We start from the raw sequence: 25,249 nt of genomic DNA on the forward strand, positions 1-25,249 counted from the left end.
CACAAGGAAGAGGCTATTGCGGGACTGGCAGGGGATATCTGAGGCAATCTCGGCGGCGATCGGGAGGCCGTTCTCTGCCCGACGAGGGCGAGCGCTGGGCGGGGGCTGTATTAATCAGGCGGTTTGTCTGGAGGGGGACGGCATACGCTTCTTCGTCAAGCTGAACGAAAAAGCCCTCCTGCCGATGTTCGAAGCCGAAGCGGCCGGCCTCTCGGCCATCGCTGACAGCGGAACCATTCGGGTACCCACACCCATTGCTACGGGCATAGAGGTGGGTCGGGCCTGGCTGGCTCTGGAACATATCGACCTCTACTCTGGCAATTCCCGCAGCAGCACCCTGCTCGGCGAACAACTGGCAGCGCTGCATCGAAGCTCTGCCCACAGCTTTGGCTGGGGACGAGACAACACCATCGGCACCACAGACCAGGTCAATACCCGGTCAACCGACTGGGTTAGTTTCTACCGCGAGCACCGCCTGGGCCACCAGCTCAGGCTGGCCACCACTAACGGTGCCAGCTCAGGACTAATCGACGCCGGCCAGCGCCTGATGGATCGCCTCCCTCACTTCTTCGAAAGCTACAAACCCCCGCCTGCCCTGCTCCACGGCGATCTGTGGAGCGGCAATACCGGCGCGGATGACACGGGGGCCCCCGTCCTCTTCGACCCAGCGGTCTACTACGGCGACCGGGAGGCAGATCTCGCTATGACCGAGCTATTCGGTGGTTTCGATGATCGCTTTTACCACTCCTACCGCAGTACCTGGGACATTGATCCCGGCTACAGCACGCGTAAAGTTTTATACAACCTTTACCACGTGCTCAATCATTTCAATCTGTTCGGCGGTGCTTACGCCCGACAAGCGGAGGAAATGGTTGCGAGGCTGTTAGCTGAGACCTGAATCCATGAACATCGAACTATCCACCAAGCAGAAAGCCCTGCAGCAGGAAGTGCGGGACTATATGAAGACCGTCATGACTCCCGAACTGCGGGAGGAAATGAAAGACAACGAGCTCAAGGAAGGCGGCGGGCCGGAATTTCGCAAACAGTATGCCCGCATGGGGGCCGACGGCTGGATTGGCCTGAGCTGGTCCAAGGACCTGGGCGGCAAAGAGCTCTCCCATATCGAGCAGTACATTTTCACCGATGAGGTGATTCGCTCCGGCTTTGCCTACCCCTTCCTCACCACAGAGGCCTGCACTCCGGTCATTGCCGCACATGCCAATGACGAGGTCCGGCAAGAAGTGGTGGGCGGCGTCAAGCGCGGGGAAGTCACGATCGCTATCGGCTACTCCGAACCCAATGCCGGCACCGACCTCGCCAGCCTGCGCACCAAGGCCGAACGCGATGGAGACGACTGGGTTATCAACGGCCAGAAGATGTGGACCAGCCTCGCCAACTACGCCGACTATGTATGGTTGGCCGCCCGCACCGACCCGGACCCGGCTAAAAAACACAAAGGCCTGACCATGTTCCTGGTGCCGACCAATACGCCCGGCTACTCCTGCACACCCGTGCGCACACTGGGCGCGCGTACCAACGCCACCTACTACGAGGACGTCCGTATCCCCGACAAATACCGGGTGGGAGAGATCAACGGCGGCTGGAAACTCATTACCAGCCAACTCAATGTCGAGCGCCTGTCGCTGTTTACCCACGGTCAAGTACACGCGCTGTACGAAAGCGTGGCTGAGTGGGCCGCGGCGACCGATGCGGCAGGGAGCGGCAAAGTCATCGAGCAACCCTGGGTGCAGCACAACCTGGCCCGGGTGAAAGTGGGCCTGGAGGCTCTCAAAATCATGTGCTGGAAGCAGGCCTGGTCGATGGATCAGGGCCCGCTGGACATGGCCAATGCCTCTACCGCCAAGGTTTACGGTAGCGAGTTTTTTGTCGAGCTCTATCGGCTGTTACTGGAAGTGATGGGCGCCGCTGGCAGCATCGCGGCCCACTCACCGGGGGCAGTACTGCAGGGCAAACTTGAGTTCCGTTGGCGCGTGGGATCCATCCTCACCTTTGGCGGCGGCACCAACGAAGTACAGCGCGACATTATCGCTATGGCGGGGCTGTGGATGCCCCGCACACGCTAGGAGAAGCACATGGATTTCACGATTGCAGAAGAGCTCACCAGCGCCCAACAGCTGGCCCAACAGATCCTCAACGACTTCAGTGACGTCGAGCAACTCAAGGCCTTCGACGGTGAGCATGTTCGCTTTGACCAGACACTCTGGACAGCGCTGGCGGAGGCGGGCTTGCTGGGCCTGGACATCGCCGAAGCCCAGGGCGGCACCGACCTTGGCTTCTACGCCCTGACCACATTGTGCGAGGAAGTCGGTCGCACGGCCGCCGCCGCCCCGGTCGTACCGGTGCTGGTGAGTGCTGCAGGCACCCTGCGCCGTTTTGCCAGCAACGCTCAGCAGGAGCAATGGCTCACCGCGATAGCCAGCGGCAGTCTGGTCACGGCCGCGCTCGAGGAATATGGCAACGACAACCCGGCGGCTCCGGCCACTACAGCAACCGCAACTGACGGTGGCTATGCCCTTAGTGGCACGAAAATCTGCGCCAGCGTCGCCGAGCAATCCCAGCGCATCCTGCTGTCAGCGAAGTGTGACGAACAACTGATCGTCGCCCTGGTGGACCCAAAGGCCGCCGGCGTAACCCTCACACCACAGCTGGTGACCGCCAACGAGCTGCGCCACGAAATTACCCTGGAAAATGTTCAGGTGCCTGCCGAAGAGATCATCGCTAGCGGCGCGGCGGCGATAGACGCTATGAACTGGGCAACTCAGGCCACCCGCACCGCACTGTGCGCCACCATGGTGGGCCTGTGCGACAAAATGATGCGCACCACCGGTTCTTATACCACTGAACGGGAACAGTTTGGCCGCGCCATCGCCACCTTCCAGGCGGTGAGCCACCGGGTTGCCGATTGCTATATCGACGTCGAGTGCCTGCGCCTCGTCACCCAGCAAGCGGCAGCATTGATAGACCAGGGGCGGCCGGCGAGTGAGGCGGTCACCATCGCCAAAATCTGGTGCGGCGATGCCGCCCACAGGGTCAGCCAGGCGTCCCAGCACTGCCACGGTGGCACCGGCGTAGACCGGGACTACCCCCTCTTCCGCTACTGCCTGCAGGCGCGCCAGATTGAGTTGAGCATGGGCAATAGCGCCCAGCTAACTGGCCAGCTGGGCGAGGAAATTGCGCGCGAGTACCTGGCTGCGAGCTAGCGCTTAACGCAGGTATTTTGTTGGGAAGTAACTCATACAGTCCCAATACACTTCCTGCGCCACATCCAACCTACCCTGTCGGCGCAGCATATCCAGCTGCAGCTGACAGGCACCTCGATGCCAGGGCTGTTTTTCCCGCACAACCACGGCTCGCGCCAACGCCTCTTCTGGCTGATTCGCACCCGCCGCCTGCACTCCCTCGGTAAGCACTCGCATCGCAGATTCGGACGGCAATGAAAACTCGTTCGGCACCGCCACCTCTTTGCGCACCGCCAGCCAAGACACTGAATCCTGGTAGATCCCCTGCCAGCGGCCCGTTGCCATGAGCTGACGATATTTTTCTGCGCCGCCACTGCGGTTTATCGGCCACAGAAAATAGTCTGCGCCCGATTGTTCCACCCGCTCAATCCAGTCGGGCTGAGAACGTTGCACGGCCACATACTGATGATAGGTCTCGCTCTGGTACAGGGTGTCCGCTCGGCCATCAATAAACACTTTCAACTGGCCATCGCTGCGCAAATGCAGGTAGCCGCCCCAGTTATACAGTGCGAAGACATTGCCGCTTAACTCATTGGCAAGCATAAAATCCACGGTATCCACCGGGTAGGAATACTCGGCTGTGAGGTAATGAAAATTTGGTGCGGCCTGTAGCGAATACGGCAGTGTGCGCATCAGCGCCAGCAACAGGAATGCTGTCGCAAAGCCCACCTGCAACACCCTGTGCCGGACGGGCGACAATGCCAGCCCCAGCAGAGGCGCGAGCATCAGCGCCAGCGACATCCCGTAGATGGGGATAAAGCGGCGACTGGTGAGCGCCATGGCGAGGGTCAGCGCTGTGAGTGCCAACGCCTCCCAGGGCACACCGGTTCGCTGGCGCACGGCAGGTACCGCATAGAAAACGGCAAAAGCGGGCAGCCATATAGCGTAGAAGAACAACGGCGACTGGATACCTCCAGGGCGAAACGGCGAGTGCCACTCAGCGAGTTCTCGAAACGGTGAACTCTGGTCAAAGGCGTACACCAATGGATACAGAAACGTCTTGAAGCCGGAGGGGTTCAGCGCGGCGGCAGCCAGGCAGACGAGCCCGGTCAAAAACGCGCCCTTGAGCTGCCTCACACTGAAATCGCGCCAGGGAAAAACCAGAATCGCCAATGCCATCAGGCCAAAGAAAAAACCGCCGTGCAGATTCACCCACACCAGGAACAACAACGCCAGTACCCAGCGTGAGGGCGTCCGCTGCAGTGTTAGCAGGAGCAGCACACTGAAACCGAGCAGTGTATAAAGGTGAGGGCGAACATCGACAAATGGGCTGGCCAAAGCAGCAGCGAGGCCAGCGCACAAAAACGCAGCGAAGCCGTTCTCGCCCACGCGCCACAGCACCCACTGCAATATACCGAATGTCGCTACAACGACCAGCCACTTCCAATAAACAAGGGCCTGTATGCCGAACAACTGAGTCCAGCCGAAGTACCCAATGTCAGCAAGCCACTCGTGATTGAGCCAGTCATCGCCATGGGCGGAGTACGACCAGTCGTCCACCATCCACGGTGTTCCAGTCTGCAGTAGCTCCCTGCCAGCGGCGATGTGCCACCACAGGTCGGAGCCGGCCATCTCGGTATATCCAAAAGAGAGAAAGAGCACGGCACCGGCACAGAACAACAATATGCGCTGCAGGTCGGGCGACTGTCTGGCCGAGCGATCAGTCACGAGGAGGATGGAATTCCCGGGTGAAATACAAGGCTCGCCCCTTGCTCTCGGTATAGGTACGCGCAAGGTATTCACCCATCACGCCCAGACACATCAGCTGCACGCCACCCAGAAACAATACGATGACCACCAGCGAGGGGTAACCCGGAACAGGATTCCCCCATATCAGGGTTCGCACAATCATGAACAGGCCGTACAGGAATGAAAAACTCGACACCAGCATGCCGAGATAGGTCGCCACTTTGAGCGGTAGCTCAGAGAAGGAAGTAATACCTTCCATGGCGAAATTCCAAAGACGCCAATAGTTCCACTTGCTGTCACCGGAGGCCCGGGGTTCACGCACGTAGGGAACACCTACCTGCGGAAAACCTATCCACGCATACAGCCCTTTCATATAACGATGTCGCTCCGGCAGGGATTTAAGCGCCTCGACGGCGCGCCGGCTAAGCAGACGGAAGTCTCCAACATCGCGGGGAATATCAACATCACTCAACATCGCCAGCAGGCGATAAAATCCGGAAGCACTGGTACGTTTGAATGCGGAGTCACCACGGCGCTCGGTGCGCTGACCATAGACAACGTCGTAACCGGCTCGCCACTGCTGCACGAACTCAGCGATCAACTCCGGGGGGTCCTGCAGGTCGGCGTCGATCAATACCACGGCATCACCCTGCGCATGATCCAGGCCTGCGCTCACCGCAACTTCCTTGCCGAAATTGCGGCTTAGAACCAGCAGGCCAACGTCGTCGTTTTCCTGTGCCAGCTCGCGTAACTTTGTCGCACATGCCTCGTCACTGCCATCATCAACATAGAGGACACAGCCATCGACATCGAGTTGTGCCAGGGCATCACTCAGGCGACAGTGAAACGCGGGTAACACCTCCACTTCGTTGTAGACCGGCACGACGACCGTCAGGGTTTGCAAAACCGCTCTCCAAATTCCATCAGCGTGTCACAGTAGCACGCTCACTCGCGTATCCGGAATAGTTTAAGGTCGCCCACAAAGAGCTGTACATTGCCGTAGAGCGCGCGATGCAAAAGCATCTCGGGCATAAAGTGATGCAGGTCTATCTCCCGCTCCAGTTCCAGCAGCGGATGCTCATTGGCCACAGCGCTGCGATAGAACGCGGTGTACTCAGGCGTGGTCTTGATCAGGTTCTCCTGACGACTGACCAGCGGGCCATTGAGTTCATTGGCAAAGGCAGTGTCGTACCAGTTTTCACTAAGGATCAAATAGTCTGCCCGCCGCAGAACAGCGCCATCACCCTCGGCAAACTCCGGGCGGAACAAGGCGTTACGCCCCGGCGGCGGATTTACGTAATAGCTGGTGAACACCTGAGCGCCCACGTGCTCCTGATACCACGGGCGCAGCGCCTTGCGCGGATCATTGTGATAATCGCTCACCATGTCCCAGGCCAGCATCGCTGGCCAGACAAAGAACAAGGCCAGAAACCAACGACGCTGACCCCAGGCGGTATTGTGGAGGCCCAGCGCCGCCAACAACGCCACTGCAGGTAACAGCGGTAAATAGTGACGGTAGTACGTCACGGGTGCCAGAAACGCCATGAATAGCAGAAATACCAGCACCGGCAGCATACACACCCAGAGCCGCTGGCCTTCCGTCAGGCTCAACAACTTGCTGACGCCTTTGGGTACAAACAGAAGCGCCGGCAGACCCAGCGCCACCAGCAACAGCATGGGAATGTTGAACAGGTTGCGCAGCCACTTATTCTCACCGATGGCGTTATAACCCGAGCCAAATCGCCCGCCGCCACCGCCCTGGGTATAGGCGTTAATCAGGTCGACCTGTAAAAACAGCCAGCACAGCGCAGGCAACAGCAGCCAGCACAATGCCATGGGCCGCGCCACAGCGCGCCAGGGCACGATCGCGAAATACACGAGCGCTAGTGGCACAAGGCCCCATTGCGGCCAGGCGATGTTGACCATCGCCGCCACGAGCACCGATGCTGCAACCACGAGCGCAGCAATCCGGCCACGGCTGAAGCCACGGCTGATATATCGCCACCACGGTTCAGGTACCAATGCCAGCCAGGCAAATACGGCAAAGACCCAATACTTCGTCCACACCGCTGCAATACACAGTGCCAGCGCCAGCAGAAAACCCTCGCTGTAGCGCCGTCGCACCGCCCACGCGAGCGCGGCCAGGAAACTGTAAATAAAGAATGTGGATGCAGCGTCTACTGTGCCGCTTTGCGAGTGACTGAGATGAAAGCCCGAGAGCGCCAGCAGCGCAGCACTGGTAAAGGCAACAGCGGGCTGGGCCGGAACAAGTTGCAACGCGAGCAGCGCCAGCACCACCACCGTGCCCGCCCCCAGTAACGCCGAGTAGCTGCGCGCCACCAGAACATGAATAGACGAATGGCAATAGCGCTTTGCGATTGCGGCATCATCCAGAGTAGAAGCGGGCGGCCCGGCACCGACAACACTCGCCAGGGCAATGGTCTGGTAACCGATAAAAGGCGAGTAGGAAAACCCCTGCAGTGCTGATCTGCAAGAGCCCCCTTCATCGTAGTTGATAAGCGTGAAGCTATCCGGGTTGTCCCAGCCCCAGCCGAGCGTCTGGGCGCTGTAGAGGCGCGGCACCAGGGCCAACATGAAGAGCAACGCCAGCGGCAGGAAGAATCGCATGAATGCAGCCAAACCCGGTTTTCATTCTGATGTCACCCAGTATCCGGTGCGCAGCGCCAGAAATAAAGAACTCAGCGGCTAAACATAGCCATTGGCCCGGAACCACTCCACAGAGTCGCGCACAGCGGTCTCAATCGGCGTCTGCGGCAGGCCCAGTTCCTCGATGGCCTTGGTCGGGTTCACATAGCCGTGCTGCAATATGTAGCGGGTATTCTTGACCGTGGTCATCGGTGCCTTGCCCGTGATCGATGTCCAGAGTTCCGCCAGCTTCGCCACACGCAGCATCATTTTGCCGGACACCTCGGTGGTAGCGACATTGTCGACCCCGGCAATCCGACCAATCATCTGCAGAAAGTCCTGGTTGGCCATATTGCCCTCGCGGTTCGCCAGAATATAGGACTCGCCAACCCGCCCCTTCTCCATGGCCAGCACATGGCCTGCGGCAACATCACGCACGTCAACCGGACACACGCCACCGTCCCAATAGTTTTTCATTTTGCCCTGCAGGGTGCGGATTATCATGGTGCCCGTGGGTGTGGGCATCCGATCACCAGGACCAAACGGCAGCCCCGGCATCACCATGGTTACCGGCAGACCCTCGCTGACCAGTCCCTTGACCAGTTGATGGCTCAGATATTTGGAGAGGATATATTCACTGGCCCAGGGCCAGGAATTGAACGGTGTAGTTTCGTCCGCTTTCGCCCCGTTCTCGGGGATACCAATAGCGGCGACGCTACTGGTGTAGACCACCTTCTCAACGCCGGCAGCCAGCGCTGCCCGCATCAGTGACTCGGTGCCATTGACGTTGATTTTGTAGTGCAGGTCTGGGTCCTTGGTCCAGATAGCGAACAGGGCTGCGAGATGAAAAACTTTCTCTACGCCCTGCACGGCCCGCTCGAGAGACGCCGGATCCAACAGATTGCCTTCGACAAACTCGACTTCAAAACCGTCGAGTGGCGAACGATCCTCGCCGGGCATAACCATGGCACGCACCTCGTAGCCGCGCTCAAGGCACAAACGCGTAACGTGATTACCGATAAAACCGGTGGCCCCGGTGATCAGGACTTTGGCCATAGTAGCGATCTCTTATTCTGTTATGAAGAGCGACATCATAGCCGTGCCAGAGGCAGCGGGGCATGACCCCAGCGGCCAGCAAAACTGAGATACGGCGCCGGTCACTTCGCCTGGAGAGACGCTCCTAGAGCTGCGGCCTTAGTTGCTCCTCGCAGGCCGCCACAACAGCGTCTACAGTCACCTGCGTCATACATACCTGTTCTTCCAACGGGCACACGTTTTTGTGGCAGGGCCCACAGGGCACATTGACTTTTACAATGCTTTCTCTGACGTATGAGGTGTCGGTCCAACGCTGTTCGGTGGGGCCAAACACGGTCACCAGGGGCGTATCGAAGGCGCGGCCAAATTGGCGCGGCCCGGTATCATTCCCCAGCAGCAGGTCTGCGTCAGCGATCAACGACTTGAGCTCTCCCAGGCTGAGACAGGGCTCGGTCAGCAGGAAACACTGTTCATGCATGGCGTCGCGAACAAGCTCTGCCAATGCTTCTTCGCCTGGCCCGGGTGGAATAACAATAGCTGCACCGAAACGCCGTACCAGCTGGTCAGCCACCTCCGCAAAGCGCTCTGGTGGCCAGTACCTGGACGCGCCAAAGCCCGCGCCGGGACACAGGACAACCAACGGCTGCTCCGGGCGAACACCTTCTCCGGCAAGGCGCTGCACGACAGCGGCATCAGCGTGATCAACGAGAAACAGCTGTAGCTCGTCACCGGGATGTGCCATCCCCAACGCGGCTGCAAGCACCGCGTAATAGTCGCAAAGGGGCATAGGCTCATAGCCACCCCTGATCTTGTTCGGAACAGCAACTCGATCGGTGAGTAGCAATCCACGCCCATTGCGACTGAAACCCAGTCGATGTTTGGCGTCCGCCCGAAAACATAGCCAGGCACTGCGCAGCGAATCGGGCAACATTACCGCGAGGTCAAACTCCTGCGCTTTTAGTTCACTCAACAGCTGTTGCCGGGCCGACTTCGCCTCGGGTGTTTTGTCGCGAGGCGCGTGGAAGTGGGCGTGGTTCAGCCAGGGGCTTCCCTCGAGCAGCGGAAGCAGAGGGCGATTCATCAGCAAATGAATCTGCGCTTCTGGAAATCGCGCGAAGAGACCGCGGATGAATGGCGTTGCCATAGCGACCTCGCCCACCCGATCTGGCAAAACCAGTAAAACGCGACGGGGCGAAGGGGCGAACCGGATAAGCTGCTGTGACGTCAAGCTGGTGTTGCTCCTGGAACAGGGGGCGCATGAACAGACGCGCAGTATATATTCGGACTCAAATCCCGGCTACACTGCCCAGCGCCAGACCGCGCGCGAGCGGGGCGAAATAGAGAGGAACTATCATGCGTTTTGTAAAAACCTGTTTTGCTGTGGCTGCCCTGTCAGCCTGCAGCGCCACTGCCACCTTCGCCGCTGACATCGATCCGGCCCTCACTGCCATCGTAGAAGCGCGCAGCGAAGAGGACCGCGCGCGCGACAGCGCCCGTCACCCGGCAGAGACTCTCTCATTTTTCCAGGTAGAGCCTGGCATGACCGTGGCCGAAGCACTGCCTGGTAGCGGCTGGTACACGAAAATACTGGCGCCCTACCTCGGCTCAGACGGCACCTTGTATGGCGTCGACTATGTGGCACGCATGTGGCCGCTGTTCAGTTTCGCGACTGAAGAGTGGGTTGAAAAGCGTATAGCGGCGATGGGCGATTTTGACAACAAGGTGGCCGGTTTCACCGACAACCGCATCAAAGCCAAAGGCTTCACCTTCAACTCGGTACCAGAAGACGCTGTGGGCTCGGTAGATCGCTTCCTGTTCATCCGCGCACTGCACAATCTCAATCGTTTTGAAGAAACGGCAGGCACCCGCACTCAGGCCCTGGCCAGTGTTCGTGGCATGTTGAAACAAGACGGCCTGGTAGGCGTCGTGCAACACCGCTTGCCCGAAAGCGCGGCGGCAGAAGGCTCCGATGGCAGCCGCGGCTACCTCAAGCAATCCGATGTGATTGCGATGTTTGAGGAAGCAGGGTTTGAATTGGTCGCCAGCAGCGAAATCAACGCCAATCCGAAAGACAAGCCGGGCGCCGAAGACGTGGTGTGGCGCCTGCCCCCCCGCTTGCGAGGCAGCGAGGAAAACCCGGAAATGCGCGCCGCCATGACCGCCATAGGCGAGTCCGATCGCATGACGCTGACCTTTCGCAAGAAATAACCTTTGGTTATAAAGAATAATAAGAAAATGTCATGACGGAATTTCTTGCCCTCTGAAAGCAGCCTCTTATACTGAGGTCGTAACTTGCTGAAACGCACTCACGCATGGGGTGAGCGCGCTTCGCTAAGGCGAGTACGTTTAGGGGACGCCGATGGCCGTTTGTCAGAGACAGCCATCATCGCCAGAGGGACCTGATCCGGTAGCGGGCCGGCACGACCTAGTAAGGCAACAAGTTAAAGCATTGCCCCTGACCCAAACCCCGAAGCAAGGATTGCTTCGGGGTTTTTTTATCCTCATCCTTTTTACGCTATGCTTGTGGGGATATTCCAACGAGTTATCCCATGGCCAGCATCGACCAACTTCTCGAAGACATAGAGAACGCCCCAGAGGGCCCTGAAGTCCTCGCTATTTTCGATTTCGACGGCACCATCATTTCAGGTTTTTCCGCGACAGTATTTATCCGCGAGCAGGTGCGCCGCGGCGATCTGTCCCCGCGCGAATTTGTAGAGTTAGCATCCGCCATGACCAGCTTCGGCATGGGCTCACTGGGCTTCTCCGGCATGATGGCGGTCAATGCCCAGTTCATGCGCGGCATTGAGGAGGACAGCTACTACGAGGTCGGAGAAGAGCTCTACCGCAAACAAATCGCGCGCAAGGTTTACCCAGAGTCGCGAGCGCTTATTGAAGCCCATATCGCCAGGGGGCATACGGTATCCATCATCTCCTCCGCGACGCCCTATCAGGTAGAACCAGCGGCTCGGGACCTCGATATCGAGCACGTGATGTGCACACACCTTGAAGTCGCCAATGGCCGCTTTACCGGTGGCGTTGTCAGCCCGACCTGTTTCGGCCAGGGCAAGGTAGATGCTGCGGAAAACCTCGCCGCCGAGGTGGATGGTGACCTCGACGACAGTTTCTTCTACTCCGACAGCACCGACGATATTTTGCTGCTGGAACGCGTGGGCCATCCCCGCGCCCTTAACCCCAGCGACAAGTTGGGACGCATAGCGCAGAAAAAACACTGGCCGGCAGCCAATTTTGGCAGCCGTGGCCGCCCCAGCCTGACCCAGTTCGTGCGCTCCGTGGCTGCCACCAGCAGTCTCGTCACCAGTTTCGCCGCAGGTCTGCCGATATATGCCCTGACCGGCTCGCGCCGCGCTTCCAACAATTTTTCATTCTCATTGTTTGCCGACACGGCCTCAGCTCTGATCGGCCTCGACCTCAATGTGGAGGGGGAAGAATACCTCTGGTCACATCGACCGGCGGTGTTTGTCTTCAACCACCAGAGCAAGGCAGATGTTGTCATCACTGCCAGCCTGCTGCGGCGAGACATCGCCGGCATCGGCAAACAGGAAATCAAGTCTGAAACCCCCATTCTCGGCAAGGTATTGGAAATGGGCGGTGTGGTATTTATCGATCGCAGTAATGCCAAGAGCGCCATTGAGTCAATGGAACCGCTGGTTGAGGCCATGCGCACAGAGGGCAAATCTGTGGTGCTGGCACCGGAAGGTACTCGCACCGTATCGCCGAAGCTGGCGCCGTTCAAGAAAGGCGCATTCCACATCGCTATGCAGGCAGGCGTGCCGATGATACCCATCGTCATCCGCAACGCCGGTGATGTCGCACCCAAAGGCGATTTCGTATTCCGTCCGGCAACGGTCGACGTAGAAATATTGCCTCCTGTGGACACCGACGACTGGAGCATAGACACTATTGATGACCATGTGCGCGATGTGCGCAATATGTTCGCCCGCGCCCTGGGCCAACCAGAAGAGGCTAAGCCCAAGCGCAAGCGCGTGGCCACCAAAAAGAAGGCCGCTGCAAAAAAGGCAGCCCCAAAAAAGAAGAAGGCTGCTCCACGCAGGGCGAAGGCAAAGAAATCCACTAGAAACCAGGAGAAATAACTCGCGTGACCCTGGAACAGTTCTACGAAAAGAATAACCCCTGGCCAGATCGCAGCAACCAGAAAGTCCTGTTCATTCTCGATGCACGCAACAGCCTCGAAGAGGAGATGTTGCGCAAGTGGATAGGCTCCCATAGCGACCCCTCGGCCAGCTTTGATGCACCCCAGGTTTGCATTGACCTGAAGGATGAAAAGACCGGTTTCGACAGCGGCCAGCTGGTAATGTCCCTGGCGCTGCCACCCGAGACGATCATCGCCCCCCTGCGAGTCGCCTGGTCTTCAGGCGACAACCGCGGCCGCCTCCGTTACCTGATACTGCGTGATCCACGCAAGCCATCCCCGCGCCAGGGCCAGAAGATTCTCTCCGAGCACCCCGAACGCGTCACACTTATGGCGGGTGCGCCAGACACCATGGCCAACCTGCGCCAGCGCTTCGAAGATCAGCACTCGGACGAACGCGCCGCCTCGCAGAGTGAATTTGCCAACTTCGTGGCTCGCCAGGCTGCGCTCGTGCTGGACATGGAGGAGCGCAAACTCAAGGGTGGGCGCTACAAAATGCCGCGGCACGTAGCCGCCACGCTGATGGCCAGTGCCGAGTACAACGCAGATCTCGAGCAGCTGGCCAAAGACAGCGGCCGCCCCAAAGATGAGTTAATGAAGGAGGCAGCTGAATATATGAAGGAGATGGTTTCTGCGCCCTCCTCCTTCTGGATCGACTTCTACGCCCGCTTCAACAACTACTGCCTCGGCCTAGGTTATGAGGAGGACATCGTCTACGACCGGGTGGCCCTGAAAAAGATCCGACACATGGTGCGCAACAATCCATCCATGCTGCTGTGGACCCACAAAACCTACCTCGACGGCATGGTCGTACCCAAGGTGATGTACGACAACGACTTCCCCATGCCCCATATGTTCGGTGGCGCCAACTTGAACTTCCCGGGGCTGGGCTACCTGCTACACCGGGCGGGCGCCATTTTTATCAAGCGCAGTTTCCAGGACAACGAGGTCTATAAAATCACCCTGCGGCACTACATCGGCTACCTGATGGAGAAACGTTTTCCCATGAACTGGGCCTTTGAAGGCACCCGGTCACGCATGGGCAAGCTGATGCCGCCACGCTACGGCCTGCTGAAGTACGTACTGGAGGCCTGCCACCATACCGGGGCGGAGAACATTCATATCATCCCTGTCTCGATCAGCTACGACATCATTCGCGATGTCGAGGAATACGCCACCGAACAAACCGGTCGCGGCAAGGGCGCCGAGTCGCTGAAATGGTTCATCGGCTACGTACGCAGCCTCGCCCGTCCGATGGGCAAGGTGTATATGGACATCGGTGAACCCGTGGTACTTAAAAAGGCGCCGGACCCGGACGATCGCCTGGCCCTGTCCAAAATCGCCTTTGAAGTGGCGGTGGAAGCCAATGAGGTCACACCAATCACCTTGCCGTCACTTGTCACCATGAGCTTACTCGGTGCTGCGCCCAAAGCCCTCACCGAAACTGAACTGGTAGAAGACCTGAACGCGCTCCTGCAATGGGCAGAAAGTCGGCAGCTGCGTATTTCGCCGGACTTCGACCGCGACTTCGCTGACCAGATGGAAGGCCCTCTGGGCATCATGCTCAAGGAAAATATCGTGACCCGCTACGACGAGGGTCCCGAGGTAGTCTATGGCATCGGCCTTGAGCAACACCCGGTCGCCAGTTACTACCGCAACACTGTCATCCACTTCTTCGTCAACAAGGCCATCATCGAGCTGGCATTGGTGAAGGCCAGCGAGAACCAGGAAGGGGAAGCCGTGTCCGTGTTCTGGAACGAGGTGGACCAACTGCGCGATCTGTTCAAGTTTGAATTTTTCTACGCACCCACAGAAGAGTTCCATCAACAGATCCGAGACGAGCTGGCGCACTACAGCGACGACTGGGAAACCTTGTTGAATCAAGGCGCAGCAGGCTTCGGCACGCTGTTACAGAACATGGCGCCACTGGTCGCTCACGTGACCCTGCTGACTTACGCTGAGGCCTACTCCGTGGTTGCTGCCATGCTCGCGCGCAAGGAAGCTCATGAATCGGTGGAACAGGCAGAATGCATCGCCGATGCCCTCACCTATGGCCGCCAGGCCTATCTACAGCGGCGTATTTCCAGCGAGTCCTCCATCGGAAAACTGCTCTTCAAGAACGCCTACAAAATGCTGCAGGGCCGGGAGCTGACAGAGGGAGGCCCGGATTCCCTCAAGGAGCGCCGGGTTGAGCTGTCCCGCGAACTGCGTGAGTTGCTGCGACGCATCGATGTTATTCGCGCTATCGGTGTCGCCAGCCGCGGCGCCAGTTAAGGAGTAAGACATGAAGCAACTCAAAGTCGCCGTTCTGGGCGGCGGTTCATGGGGCACTACCGTAGCCTCGCTGGTCGCGCGCAACACCGACGTCATCATCTGGGCCCGCGACCCCGACACCGTGACTGAAATCAACGCCGAGCAAACCAACAGCAAGTATCTTCCCGGCGCCAAACTCAACAGCGGCCTGACGGCGACCAACGACATCGGCGAAGCAGTCGCTGGCGCCGACATCATTGTCATGGGCATTCCCTCGCAAAATTTCCGCAACGTGCTTCAGGAAGTCACCAAACACATCCGCGCCTGGGTACCGGTGATCAGCCTGACCAAGGGCCTCGAGGCCGGCACACAACTGCGGATGACCGAAATCATCCAGCAGGAATTACCCGGCCACCCGGTAGGAGTGCTTACCGGCCCCAACCTCGCGCGCGAAATCATGGCGGGTCAGGCGGCGGCCAGTGTGATTGCCATGGAAGACGAGATCATCGTCAAGGAACTGCAGGAAGTGTTTAAGAGCGGCCTGTTCCGGGTTTACACCAATACCGATGTCATTGGCTGTGAACTTGGCGGCGTTCTCAAAAACATCATTGCCATCGCGGTAGGCATGGGGGACGGCCAGGGCGCAGGCGACAACACCCGAGCGGCCCTGATTACCCGGGGCCTGTCCGAAATTACCCGCCTTGGCACAGCCATGGGCGGAAAAGCAGAAACCTTCTCCGGCCTCGCCGGCATGGGTGACATGATCGCCACCTGCACCAGTTCCCAGAGTCGCAACCGCCATGTGGGTATCGAGCTCGGCAAGGGACGCTCCATGGAGGACATCATCGAAGAGATGACCATGGTGGCCGAAGGTGCCAAAAGTGCCCCCGCAGTCATGGCACTCGCTGCCAAACACGGCGTTGAAATGCCCATCGCGGAAGATGTATCGCGCGTCCTCGCCGGTGATGCCACAGCCAGCCGGGCCTTCCGGGGGCTCCTGCGCGTTGTCGCCGGCGCAGAGTCAGAGCCCGGCTGACGGTAGCGATTTCGCCGTCCCTGAGGCAGAATGGTCGAAAAATACAATTACCCGATACAACCGGGACGTGAAGACCATGCGAATTGCCAAGACCCTGTGCACGGGGCTGGCCATCTGGGCCTGTGCTACAACAGCTGCCCTTGCCGGCACCTCTAAATTTACCGACCTGCCCGGCAACCCCGGCCTGAAGTCGGCCTCCGCCATCGTTCTCGATGACGAGGGCAACGTCATCTACGGCAAGGACGTCGATACTGTGCGCCCCATTGCCTCGATCACCAAAATGATGACCGCCATGGTGATCCTCGACTCCGGTATACCGCTGGACGAAAAAATCACGATCACCAAGGATGACCGCGACCTGATCCGACTCACCGGCTCGCGCCTTGAATATGGCGCCACCTTAAGCCGCCGCGAAATGCTCCTGCTGGCACTCATGTCATCCGAGAATCGGGCAGCTACTGCACTTGGGCGCACTTACCCGGGTGGCATGGATAATTTTCTAGCGCACATGAATCGTAAGGCTCGCGCCCTGGGCATGAGCAACAGTCACTTTGCCGACCCTGCCGGCCTGAAGTCAGAAAACGTCTCCACTGCCAGCGACCTGGCGAAAATGGTTGAGGCGGCCGATGGCTACCCACTCATTACCGAGGCCAGCACCACGACCCGCATGGATGTCTATCCCTACCGCGGGCGCGGCAACCTCACCTACGGCAACACCAACCGCCTGCTAAAGAACAAGAACTGGGACATCGAACTCTCCAAGACCGGCTACATCAACGAAGCTGGTCGCTGTCTCGTCATGCAGGCCAATATCGAGGGCGAGGATGTCTCCATCGTTTTGCTCAACTCCTTCGGTAAACTCACACCCTTCGGCGATTCCAATCGCCTGCGTAAATGGATGCTGGCAAACAGTTAATGAAACCTATCAAAGCAATCGCTCTCTCAACTGTCCTGCTCGGGCTTGCCGCCCCCGCAATACAGGCTGAGGAGGACACCGAATACGCGCCACTTTACCAGGGCTTCCTCGGCAATCTGCAACTCGACGACCAGAGCGCCAGCTGGGATGAACTCGACGGCGAGAACGCCGAAATCGAATTCCCCTCCTCTATTCTCGGCGGCGGCCTCGAGGCTGAATACGCCTGGGGCGGCAGCAGCACCTGGCGCTGGGGCTTCAACCCGGGAGGCAGTGTGTCCTGGAAAAGCAGCGACACCCGCGTTTCAGGGACTATTGGCGGCGAAAACGGCGCGGTGATTCGATTCGATCTCGACAACGGCCTGTTCCTCGGCGAAATGCACCTCGGTGCATACGTGCGCGGCGGCCTCGCACGAAAACTGTCGGCCTACGCAGGCGCTGGCCCGATGCTGATGTACGGCAAGCTGGAACTGGAAGACGAGGAAGTCGTCGCCCCGACGGGCACGGTCGTCATTACCGGTTCAGAAGCGTCTGATTGGGACGTGGGCTATTATGCCCGTGCAGGCCTGGACTACCGCTACGCCAAGGGAAAATATCTGGGTCTCGGGGTGCGCTACATGTCCGCAGAGCTGGACTTCTCCGATACAGTCGGGCCAGTGGATATCGAAGGCCCGCAGTTTGTGGTGACCTTCAGTACCAAACTGTAGCGCTGCTCACAAAGATAATTCGAAAGAAATAATCCGGGGAGAGAATTCATGAAAATTGGCAAAACACATTCTGCGCTAACAGCCGCTGCGCTCAGCTCACTGTTAACGGTCGCGTCGGGCACCGCACATGCAGACGACTGGGAGTTTGCGATTTCTCCACTCTTCCTATGGGGGCTGAGCATGGAGGGCGACGCCACTATCAACGGTAATACGGCACCGTTAGATCTGGAGTTCAAAGACGACATCCTGGAAAACATGGAGGCGGTGTTCACTGTCCATTTCGAAGCACGCAAAGGTGACTGGACAATTTTCTCAGAATACCAGTACGTTGATCTGGATCCGGACGTAGCCGCCAGCATTGGCCCAGTGAACGTAAATGCAGATATCAGCTTCAAGGAAACAATGTTTGAACTCGGCGGCGCGTGGGCAATGCTGGATAGCGATGGCACCCGCTGGGAGTTGATTGGCGGCGGCCGCTACTCCGACCAGGAGATGAATACCAAAATCAATATCGATGGCCCACTCCCACCAGAGCTTCCTGCGGCCAAACTTAAAGGCGGTGATGACTGGTGGCACGCGTTCGGCGGCATGCGGGTATTTCACGACATCAATGACCGCTGGACCTTTATCGGACGTGCTGACTACGGCTACGGCGGAACAGATAATTCGGCCTGGAATGCGTCCTTCATGTTTGACTACCGATTCAAGGACTGGGGCTCGGCATTTATCGGCGCGCGCTTTCTCGACTACGACTACAACGATGACGCCTACGGCTTCGAAGCGACCAAGTCAGGCCCACTCGCGGGCCTGACTATTTACTGGTAGCTCCCACGCGAAGCATTAGCCTAAAATGAGTGCATGAAAATGCACTCTCTCATCAGACTTTTCTTTCTGCTACCCCTATTATCGCTTGTCGCGTGTGAATACACCGGGTCTGCGCTGCGGATGCAGCTCATCGAGTATCGTCAGGTCGCGGTTGAAGCCGTGGCAGGTATTCTCGAAGAACAATCAAACCTGCGTGTGGAAGAAGCGGTAGAGGCCAGCCACCAGGCTCCACTCACAGCACTCACAGAAGGCACTGCCGAACTGGCTCTCGTCGAGAACAGCACATCATTTGTGCCGGGGATTCGCGCCGTACTTCCCATCTTCGAAAGCGTCCTGCATATCGCCGCCAGCAACGTCTATGAAGCCAACAACAGTCGGCGGCCACTGGAAGGGGCCAGTTTTTACGTCGCGAATGGCTCAGCGGCAGGCATCGCCTTCGTTGACCTGGTCACCCGGCGGCAGGAGCTAAAACCCGGCGACTACATATTGACCACCGAATTCGTGCCCGGCGAAACTGACTTCATTGTGTACTTCGGCCCTATCGATCCCTCAAACACCCAATGGATGCGGCCCGATTTCGCCCTGTTCTCTCTGGATAACGACCTCAATCCCCAGCGCGAGTTCTACAAGGAAGGCATCGGCTACAGCAGCCCCAAGCTGAAGTCGAAGGAAATCCCCGCCTTCACCTACGATCTACCGGGCAACGATCAACCGCTGCTGTCCGTTGCTGTAGACACGCTATTGGTTACCCACAAGCGCGTCTCCGAGGCGGCAATCTACGAACTCACACGAACCTTTCTGGAGCAAAAGCCCCGCTTCACTACCATAGCGCCACACATTTTTTCGGGCATTAATGAAAGCTTCGACCCACTAGATCTGAACTTTCCATTGCATCGAGGCGCCCGTGCCTATCTGGAGCGCGACGACCCGAGCTTTATCGAGCGCTATGCCGAAACTATCAATATGATGGTGTACGTCTCATTCCTGATGATTTCCGCTTTCCTGGGGTTCGCCCGTTGGCGGGATCGCAAGAAAAAGGACCGGGTGGATGTGTTTTACACGCGAGTGATGGAAGTTCGCGACCAGGATGACCGCCCTGCCAAGGACCGCCTGACGACACTGGATGAGCTAGAGAGAGAAGCTTTCGACTGGCTGATCAAGGAGAAGCTGTCTGCCAATGAGAGTTTTCGGATTTTCACCGATCTGCTGGCTACTGCTCGGGAGGAAATCAATTCAGGTAAAGAGTGATTACCTACCCAACGATGATCAAGATCAGTTGCCCTAATGTGACAGTGATCTATTATAGACAACTGGATAATAACGATTCGAAAATGGAGTTACCCTCATGAATCTGACAGCTCGCACATTTATCACCAGCGCCCTTGCAACAGGCCTGGCCACCACGGGCACTGCCGCCATCGCAGCAGAAGATGAATGGTCATTCGAAGTCGCCCCGCTCTACCTTTGGGCCAAGAACGTCGAGGGGCACACTACGGCGGGCAGCCAGACGCTGCCGCTGGAACTCGACTTTAAAGACGAAATTCTGGAAAACCTTGACGCTGCGTTTTCGCTCCATGCGGAAGCAAATAAAGGCGATTGGACGTTCTTCATAGAAACCAACTACGCCAAACTCGACCCCTCGAACTCAGCCACTGTCGGGCCGGTTGAAGTCAAAGCCGACATCGACTTCAAAGACTATATGTACGAAGGAGGCATGGCCTGGCGTTTCGCTAACTCCGGCACCAGCACATGGGAACTCTATGGTGGTCTGCGTTACGTCAAACAGGACGTCACCATCAAGATAGACAACAGCGCGCCCATACAGATCCTCCCGGAAAAGGTAAAAGTAGGTGACAGCTGGATGCACCCCTTTGCCGGCGTGCGCTATACCGCCAGGATGGGGGAAAAGTGGAGGCTCCGTGTCAGAGGTGACTACGGCTACGAGGGCAGTGACAACACTGCCATTCAGGGGCTGGCTACTGTAGGCTATAGCTTCACCGACTTGACCGCAGCGTTCATCGGTTATCGCTATGTAGACCTCGACTACGCCAACAGCAGCCGTGGCCTTGATGGCTATGGCTTTGAAGGTGACCAGCAGGGCCCCGTAATAGGGGTCAACTTTAGCTTCTAAATTTGCGCATGGTAAGGAGTACCCGCATGAACCACGGCAACGAACGAGCGAGATTAAAACTCGTGAAAAAGGGCCTCGCCTTACTTGGCGCTGGCCTTCTCAGCGCTCAGGCACTGGCCGCCAAACCACTTGTCCACGACGCCGAGTTTTACGTCCTGCAGAAGCAGAATGCCGAAAGGTGGGCTGCCGAGGACAAGGATCTCGACGCCACACTGGAGAAATTCAAGAAAAGCAACGGTGGCAAGCCACCGAATATTGTCTACATCCTGATCGACGACATCGGCTTCGGCGACCTGGGCAGCAAGACACTGAACATGATTCGTGGTTACGAAACGCCCTCCATCAACAAGGTGGCCAGAGAAGGCATGCGCATGGCGCGCATGTACACAGAGCCCTCCTGCACCCCCACCCGGGTGGCGATGATGACCGGGCGCCAGCCCCATCGCAATGGCATGGGCAACACAGCTGTTGATATCTCTGGATTCGGTCTGGCAGGCAAGGAAGTGACGCTTGCGGAAATTCTTTCCGAGAACGGCTACAACACCACCCATATCGGCAAGTGGCACATGGGCGACATCAAAGAGGCCTGGCCCAATTTCCAGGGCTTCGACTACGCGGCGTTCCCGATTCATCAACAGGGCCAGCTCACGATATACCATGACGATGCGGCCAACGAAGAAATTTCAGTCGGTATCGGTGACAACAACTACGACGATCGCTACACCATGGACCGCTGGTTGCGCACCGACGCGTCTGCCATGGCTCTAGGCGTTGAAGGCACACGCAACAAGCCGGTAAAAGAAGTGGGAATCAAACCTGGCGAACGCTGGACAGAGAAAAAATATGAGGAGATGAACTATCGCTACCAGGAACAGGCGATGGATCACTTGCGTAAACTCGCCAAAGAGGATGAACCCTTCTTCCTGAACTACTGGCCGCTGTACCCACTGACAGGCCCGCGCACCGCCTATGACGAATACACCACCCCCAATGGCGGTAACTACGTCGAGAAAATGAAGCTGGTAGACAAGTGGATCGGCGACATGATGGAGGAGATGGAAACGCTCGGTATTGCCGACAACACCATTGTAATCATCATGGGAGACAACGGTCATTTCACCAAATACTCACCACAGTCCGGCTATTCCCCAATGGTATTCCGCGGCGGTAAGGGCGCCACAACCGAAGGCGGCGTGCGCGTTGACGCCTTCGTTCGCTGGCCCGGGATCATTGAGGCCGACTCTGTGGTCGGTGACATCGTCCACGTAGCGGATTTGTACACCACCCTCGCTCGAATCGGCGGTGCCTATGATGACATCCCGCGAGATCGCATCATCGACGGCCTGGACCAGACTTCCCTATGGCTCAATGGCGACACCTATGGTCGTCGCGACTACGTGTTCCTCTACAACATCAACGCTCTGGAAGCCGTCGTAAAGGAACAATACAAGCTGGCCATCCCCGGTGGCAAAATGGACAACGCCATTCTGGCTGACTTCTACGACTTGTTCCGGGATACTCGCGAAGAGAAGCCCGTCTCTACCGAGATCGGAGCCTGGGGCGGCGCCAAGTTTGTGCGCATGCTGCAGCGTCACATGATGCGCAAACAGAAGTACCCCAGCGAAGGGCCTGCTACCGGCATGCCCTATGATGGCATCAGCAATCAACGGCCGGAAACCAAAGCCGCTGTGCAGGAATTCCTGTTCATGATGCAAACGCCAAAAATGTAAGCTGGTGACAGTCCCTAATGCCGCAGCAACGTCTGCGGCTTTTTTTTATCCGCAGGATGAAACCCCATGATTCGACAGATCGGTCTTGTAGTAGCAATGTCACTGATATCCGTCCACGCTCTCGCAGACAAACCCAGGCTGGTGCTCCAGATAACTGTCGACGGAATGCGTGCCGACCTGCTGGATCGCTACAGCAAAAACTTTGGCCGCGGCGGTTTCAGGTACCTGCTTGAAGAGGGCGCAGTCTTTACCAACGCCCACTACCTGCATGCAAATACCGAGACCATCGTGGGCCACACCACACTGGCTACTGGAACAACACCCGCTGTGCATGGCATGGTGGGCAATGTCTGGTATCACGCGGATTCAGGCGAGCTGGGTTACAACATCGAAGATCCGGATGCCCCCCTGCTACCGACCCGTGATGACGTCGCGGCAGGCGCCCAGGTGGACCCCGCACAGCTAAAAGCCGGCTCCAAAGGCCGCTCCCCGAAAGGCATTCTGGTGCCAGGCCTGGCCGACACACTCAAGATTAGCAGCCCCGCCAGCGGTAAAGCTTTCGGCATTTCAGGCAAGGACCGCAGCGCGGTGGCCATGGCAGGCAAGGTGGGCACTGCCTACTGGTTCTCAACCGACACCGGCGACTTCCAGACCAGCAGCTACTACAGTGATGCTTACCCTGACTGGGTCCGCGAATGGAACGCCGCGGGCCACACTGCAGCGCTCGCAGATAGCGATTGGCAACTTACACTGGCTGCAGAAAAATACGTTCTGGCCGACAGGGACAACAGGCCCTACGAAGTTGATCTCAAAGGCTTCGGCAAGATCTTTCCACACAACTACGGGCCTGCGAACCACCCACTGTTCAATACCCGGGTACTGGTAAGCCCCGCCGGCGACACCCTGCTGGCAGACTTTGGCAAAACCCTGATCGAGGCCGAAGGCCTGGGTGTCGATAGGGCAACAGATTACCTCTCTATCAGTTTCTCCGGCGTAGACGCCGTCAATCACTTCTTCGGCCCCTCAAGCCTCGAGAACGAAGACACGGTGCTGCGCCTGGACCAGACTCTGGCAGAACTGTTCAAGTACATCGATGATAAGGTGGGGCTTGAGCACACACTGATCGTCTTCTCCGCCGACCACGGCATGGCGGAAATGCCCGAACAAGCCAGCGAGCAGGGCTACCCAGCGCAGCGGCTCTACAGCGATGAGATCGTCGAATACGCGAAAGAACAGGCCAAAGCATTGCTGGGTAACGAGAAAGTCATCAAAGATTACTTCCGCCCCTATTTTTACCTGGACGACAAAGAACTGGCCAAGCTGAAAATTCGTCGCGAGGAAGCTATCGACATTCTTGCAGCGGCACTGGAACGCAAGGACGGGATTGGCGGCGCGATACCTTCGGCAAGGGCAGCAGCACTGGGAGAAATGGCCGTCGCCCACAACCACCACCCCACGCGTTCAGGCGATATCTATGTGTATCCGGAGCCACACTGGTTCATGTTCGACCGCGGAGCCATCGGCGTTATGCACGGCTCCCCCTGGGCTTATGACACTCATGTACCGCTGATTTTCGTCGGCCCTGGTGTGCGCCGCGGTAGCCACGCGCGCCTCGTACACCCGATTGATGTGGCACCGACAACATCGGCTCTGCTCGGAATACTGCCACCGGCAGCCGCAGAGGGGCAGGTGCTTACTGAAGCGATTGCAAGATAGCTTGTGACAGTAAAGTGCCGCTTCTGGAACTGCGTATTGCAGTTCCGGCAACTAGGTTGTGTGAGTGGACGGATGGAATAACTTAAGGAAATCCTCCCTACGCTTCACTAGCCCCTGTTCATAGGTGTAACGCATCACCAGTTCCAACTCCTTGCGATTGGCTTCAATGCCGTATCGCCAGTAGTCTGCTCCCATCAGCCTCCGCGTATCCTCATACTCCTGAGTAACCCAGGGCAGCGAAACTTTGAGTGATGTGGTGGTCTCCAGATCGTCGTACGCTATCTGCTTGGCCTTGCTGTACATCGCATACACCGCCATGGGCAGATCCGGGTTCTCCTCAATGGCACTTGTTCGCACTCCCACCACGTGCATGATAGGAAAAAGACCCGTTTTCTTGAAGTAAGCCTGTTCAGTGGCTTTTACATCCGGGAACAGACGCTTGATACCCGGATCTCCTTCAATAAATGCTTTCGGTGTAATCGCGGTAATCAATGCATCGCACTGTCCACTGAGCAAAAGCTCGCCCTCGTCCACCCCTTTTGGCCCCGGCGTCAGGGGAAACCCATCAGGCAAAAAGTACGGCGACTCACCACCGGGCTCAAATGCGCTCCAGCCGCTGCCACTGAGCTCACCAGCATCGGAAGATTTTGTGGTTTCAATCCACTGCATATCGTCCGCTTCTACGCCGTACTCATCTTTGAGAAAGCCACGTATCCAGGTATTGGCGCTCATGCCATAGCCGGGCGTCCCCACTTTTCGGCCTTTGAGGTCCTCCGGCTTTTCGATCCCCGAATCCGCTCGTACGAACACGTTGCGATGGCGAAACACGCGAGAGATAAAAATCGGAATGAGTGTGTAGCCACGGTAGCCGTCGTTGATAAACTTGTTTACGTAGGGAATAAGGCCCAGTTCGCTGACCTCGTAGGGTTTATCATCACCAAAGGCGAGTTCATTGACCGAGTAGATATCCTGGTAGTGGAAGCTGACATCGGCGCCCTCGATACCGGCGCGGCCATCCATAATGCCCTTGACTCGATCGTAGTCATAGCCGGCTACCTTTATCCCGGGCAGGCGGGTGGCCTCACCCGAGCTCGCGGCAGCAGAAGCGCCCATCAAAGATACACCGCCGGCTATAGC

General features: G+C 57.9%; 20 protein-coding genes. 14 read left to right on the forward strand and 6 right to left on the reverse strand.

Annotated elements, in window-relative coordinates:
• Window positions 1-16 precede the first annotated feature (16 nt).
• Genes EY643_RS17345 through EY643_RS17355 form a run of 3 tightly spaced genes read left to right on the forward strand, consistent with a single transcriptional unit; the run spans window position 17 to window position 3,221 of the window.
• Window positions 17-898: a fructosamine kinase family protein gene (locus EY643_RS17345; RefSeq protein WP_153240421.1), complete on the forward strand. Its 882-nt coding sequence runs from the start codon at window positions 17-19 to the stop codon at window positions 896-898.
• Between the two features lie 4 nt (window positions 899-902).
• Complete coding sequence (locus tag EY643_RS17350) at window positions 903-2,084, forward strand: acyl-CoA dehydrogenase family protein (RefSeq protein ID WP_153240422.1); 1,182 nt, start codon at window positions 903-905, stop codon at window positions 2,082-2,084.
• A 9-nt stretch (window positions 2,085-2,093) separates the two neighbouring features.
• Window positions 2,094-3,221, forward strand: coding sequence for an acyl-CoA dehydrogenase family protein (locus EY643_RS17355; protein WP_153240423.1), 1,128 nt, complete (start codon window positions 2,094-2,096; stop codon window positions 3,219-3,221).
• A 3-nt stretch (window positions 3,222-3,224) separates the two neighbouring features.
• On the opposite strand, the gene EY643_RS17360 is transcribed toward EY643_RS17355, so the two are convergent.
• From EY643_RS17360 to waaF, 5 genes are all read right to left on the reverse strand, one after another.
• Window positions 3,225-4,928, reverse strand: a complete 1,704-nt coding sequence (locus EY643_RS17360; RefSeq protein ID WP_153240424.1) for a hypothetical protein — start codon at window positions 4,926-4,928, stop codon at window positions 3,225-3,227.
• Window positions 4,921-5,853 carry a glycosyltransferase family 2 protein gene (locus EY643_RS17365; RefSeq protein ID WP_153240425.1) on the reverse strand — a complete coding sequence of 311 codons (933 nt, stop codon included), beginning with the start codon at window positions 5,851-5,853 and terminating at the stop codon, window positions 4,921-4,923. Before EY643_RS17365 ends, EY643_RS17360 begins: the two co-directional genes overlap by 8 nt.
• A 41-nt stretch (window positions 5,854-5,894) precedes the next feature.
• Complete coding sequence (locus tag EY643_RS17370) at window positions 5,895-7,589, reverse strand: hypothetical protein (RefSeq protein WP_153240426.1); 1,695 nt, start codon at window positions 7,587-7,589, stop codon at window positions 5,895-5,897.
• Between the two features lie 66 nt (window positions 7,590-7,655).
• Window positions 7,656-8,651 (reverse strand): SDR family oxidoreductase, encoded by a 996-nt coding sequence (locus EY643_RS17375; protein ID WP_153240427.1) that lies wholly within the window; start codon window positions 8,649-8,651, stop codon window positions 7,656-7,658.
• 124 nt (window positions 8,652-8,775) lie between these two features.
• Window positions 8,776-9,858 (reverse strand): lipopolysaccharide heptosyltransferase II, encoded by a 1,083-nt coding sequence (gene waaF / locus EY643_RS17380; protein WP_153240428.1) that lies wholly within the window; start codon window positions 9,856-9,858, stop codon window positions 8,776-8,778.
• 125 nt (window positions 9,859-9,983) lie between these two features.
• On the opposite strand from waaF, the gene EY643_RS17385 reads away from it, so the two are divergent.
• From EY643_RS17385 to EY643_RS17435, 11 genes are all read left to right on the forward strand, one after another.
• A complete protein-coding gene (locus EY643_RS17385) occupies window positions 9,984-10,838 on the forward strand; it encodes a class I SAM-dependent methyltransferase (protein ID WP_153240429.1) in 855 nt (284 codons plus the stop codon).
• Between the two features lie 341 nt (window positions 10,839-11,179).
• Entirely contained in the window at window positions 11,180-12,742 is a 1,563-nt protein-coding gene (locus EY643_RS17390) for an HAD-IB family hydrolase (RefSeq protein WP_153240430.1), read from the forward strand.
• Between the two features lie 5 nt (window positions 12,743-12,747).
• Window positions 12,748-15,075 (forward strand): glycerol-3-phosphate 1-O-acyltransferase, encoded by a 2,328-nt coding sequence (locus EY643_RS17395; RefSeq protein WP_153240431.1) that lies wholly within the window; start codon window positions 12,748-12,750, stop codon window positions 15,073-15,075.
• A gap of 10 nt (window positions 15,076-15,085) precedes the next feature.
• A complete protein-coding gene (locus EY643_RS17400; protein WP_153240432.1) occupies window positions 15,086-16,090 on the forward strand; it encodes an NAD(P)H-dependent glycerol-3-phosphate dehydrogenase in 1,005 nt (334 codons plus the stop codon).
• Between the two features lie 76 nt (window positions 16,091-16,166).
• A complete protein-coding gene (gene pbpG, locus EY643_RS17405) occupies window positions 16,167-17,006 on the forward strand; it encodes a D-alanyl-D-alanine endopeptidase (RefSeq protein WP_153240433.1) in 840 nt (279 codons plus the stop codon).
• The gene (locus EY643_RS17410; protein ID WP_170287453.1) at window positions 17,006-17,710 is read left to right on the forward strand and encodes an outer membrane beta-barrel protein; all 705 of its coding nucleotides are present in this window, start codon (window positions 17,006-17,008) and stop codon (window positions 17,708-17,710) included. The genes pbpG and EY643_RS17410 overlap by 1 nt, the downstream gene beginning before the upstream one ends.
• A gap of 48 nt (window positions 17,711-17,758) precedes the next feature.
• The gene (locus tag EY643_RS17415) at window positions 17,759-18,535 is read left to right on the forward strand and encodes a hypothetical protein (protein ID WP_153240435.1); all 777 of its coding nucleotides are present in this window, start codon (window positions 17,759-17,761) and stop codon (window positions 18,533-18,535) included.
• Between the two features lie 39 nt (window positions 18,536-18,574).
• Window positions 18,575-19,783 (forward strand): TAXI family TRAP transporter solute-binding subunit, encoded by a 1,209-nt coding sequence (locus tag EY643_RS17420; protein WP_170287454.1) that lies wholly within the window; start codon window positions 18,575-18,577, stop codon window positions 19,781-19,783.
• A 97-nt stretch (window positions 19,784-19,880) separates the two neighbouring features.
• Window positions 19,881-20,666 (forward strand): hypothetical protein, encoded by a 786-nt coding sequence (locus tag EY643_RS17425; RefSeq protein ID WP_153240437.1) that lies wholly within the window; start codon window positions 19,881-19,883, stop codon window positions 20,664-20,666.
• Between the two features lie 26 nt (window positions 20,667-20,692).
• On the forward strand, window positions 20,693-22,396 hold the full coding sequence (locus tag EY643_RS17430; protein ID WP_153240438.1) for a sulfatase-like hydrolase/transferase: 1,704 nt from the start codon (window positions 20,693-20,695) through the stop codon (window positions 22,394-22,396).
• Window positions 22,397-22,462: 66 nt separating this feature from the next.
• Complete coding sequence (locus tag EY643_RS17435) at window positions 22,463-24,112, forward strand: alkaline phosphatase family protein (RefSeq protein ID WP_153240439.1); 1,650 nt, start codon at window positions 22,463-22,465, stop codon at window positions 24,110-24,112.
• Window positions 24,113-24,163: 51 nt separating this feature from the next.
• On the opposite strand, the gene EY643_RS17440 is transcribed toward EY643_RS17435, so the two are convergent.
• Complete coding sequence (locus EY643_RS17440) at window positions 24,164-25,225, reverse strand: ABC transporter substrate-binding protein (protein ID WP_170287455.1); 1,062 nt, start codon at window positions 25,223-25,225, stop codon at window positions 24,164-24,166.
• Window positions 25,226-25,249: the final 24 nt, after the last annotated feature.

Source organism: Halioglobus maricola (assembly GCF_009388985.1).
Lineage (GTDB): Bacteria > Pseudomonadota > Gammaproteobacteria > Pseudomonadales > Halieaceae > Halioglobus > Halioglobus maricola.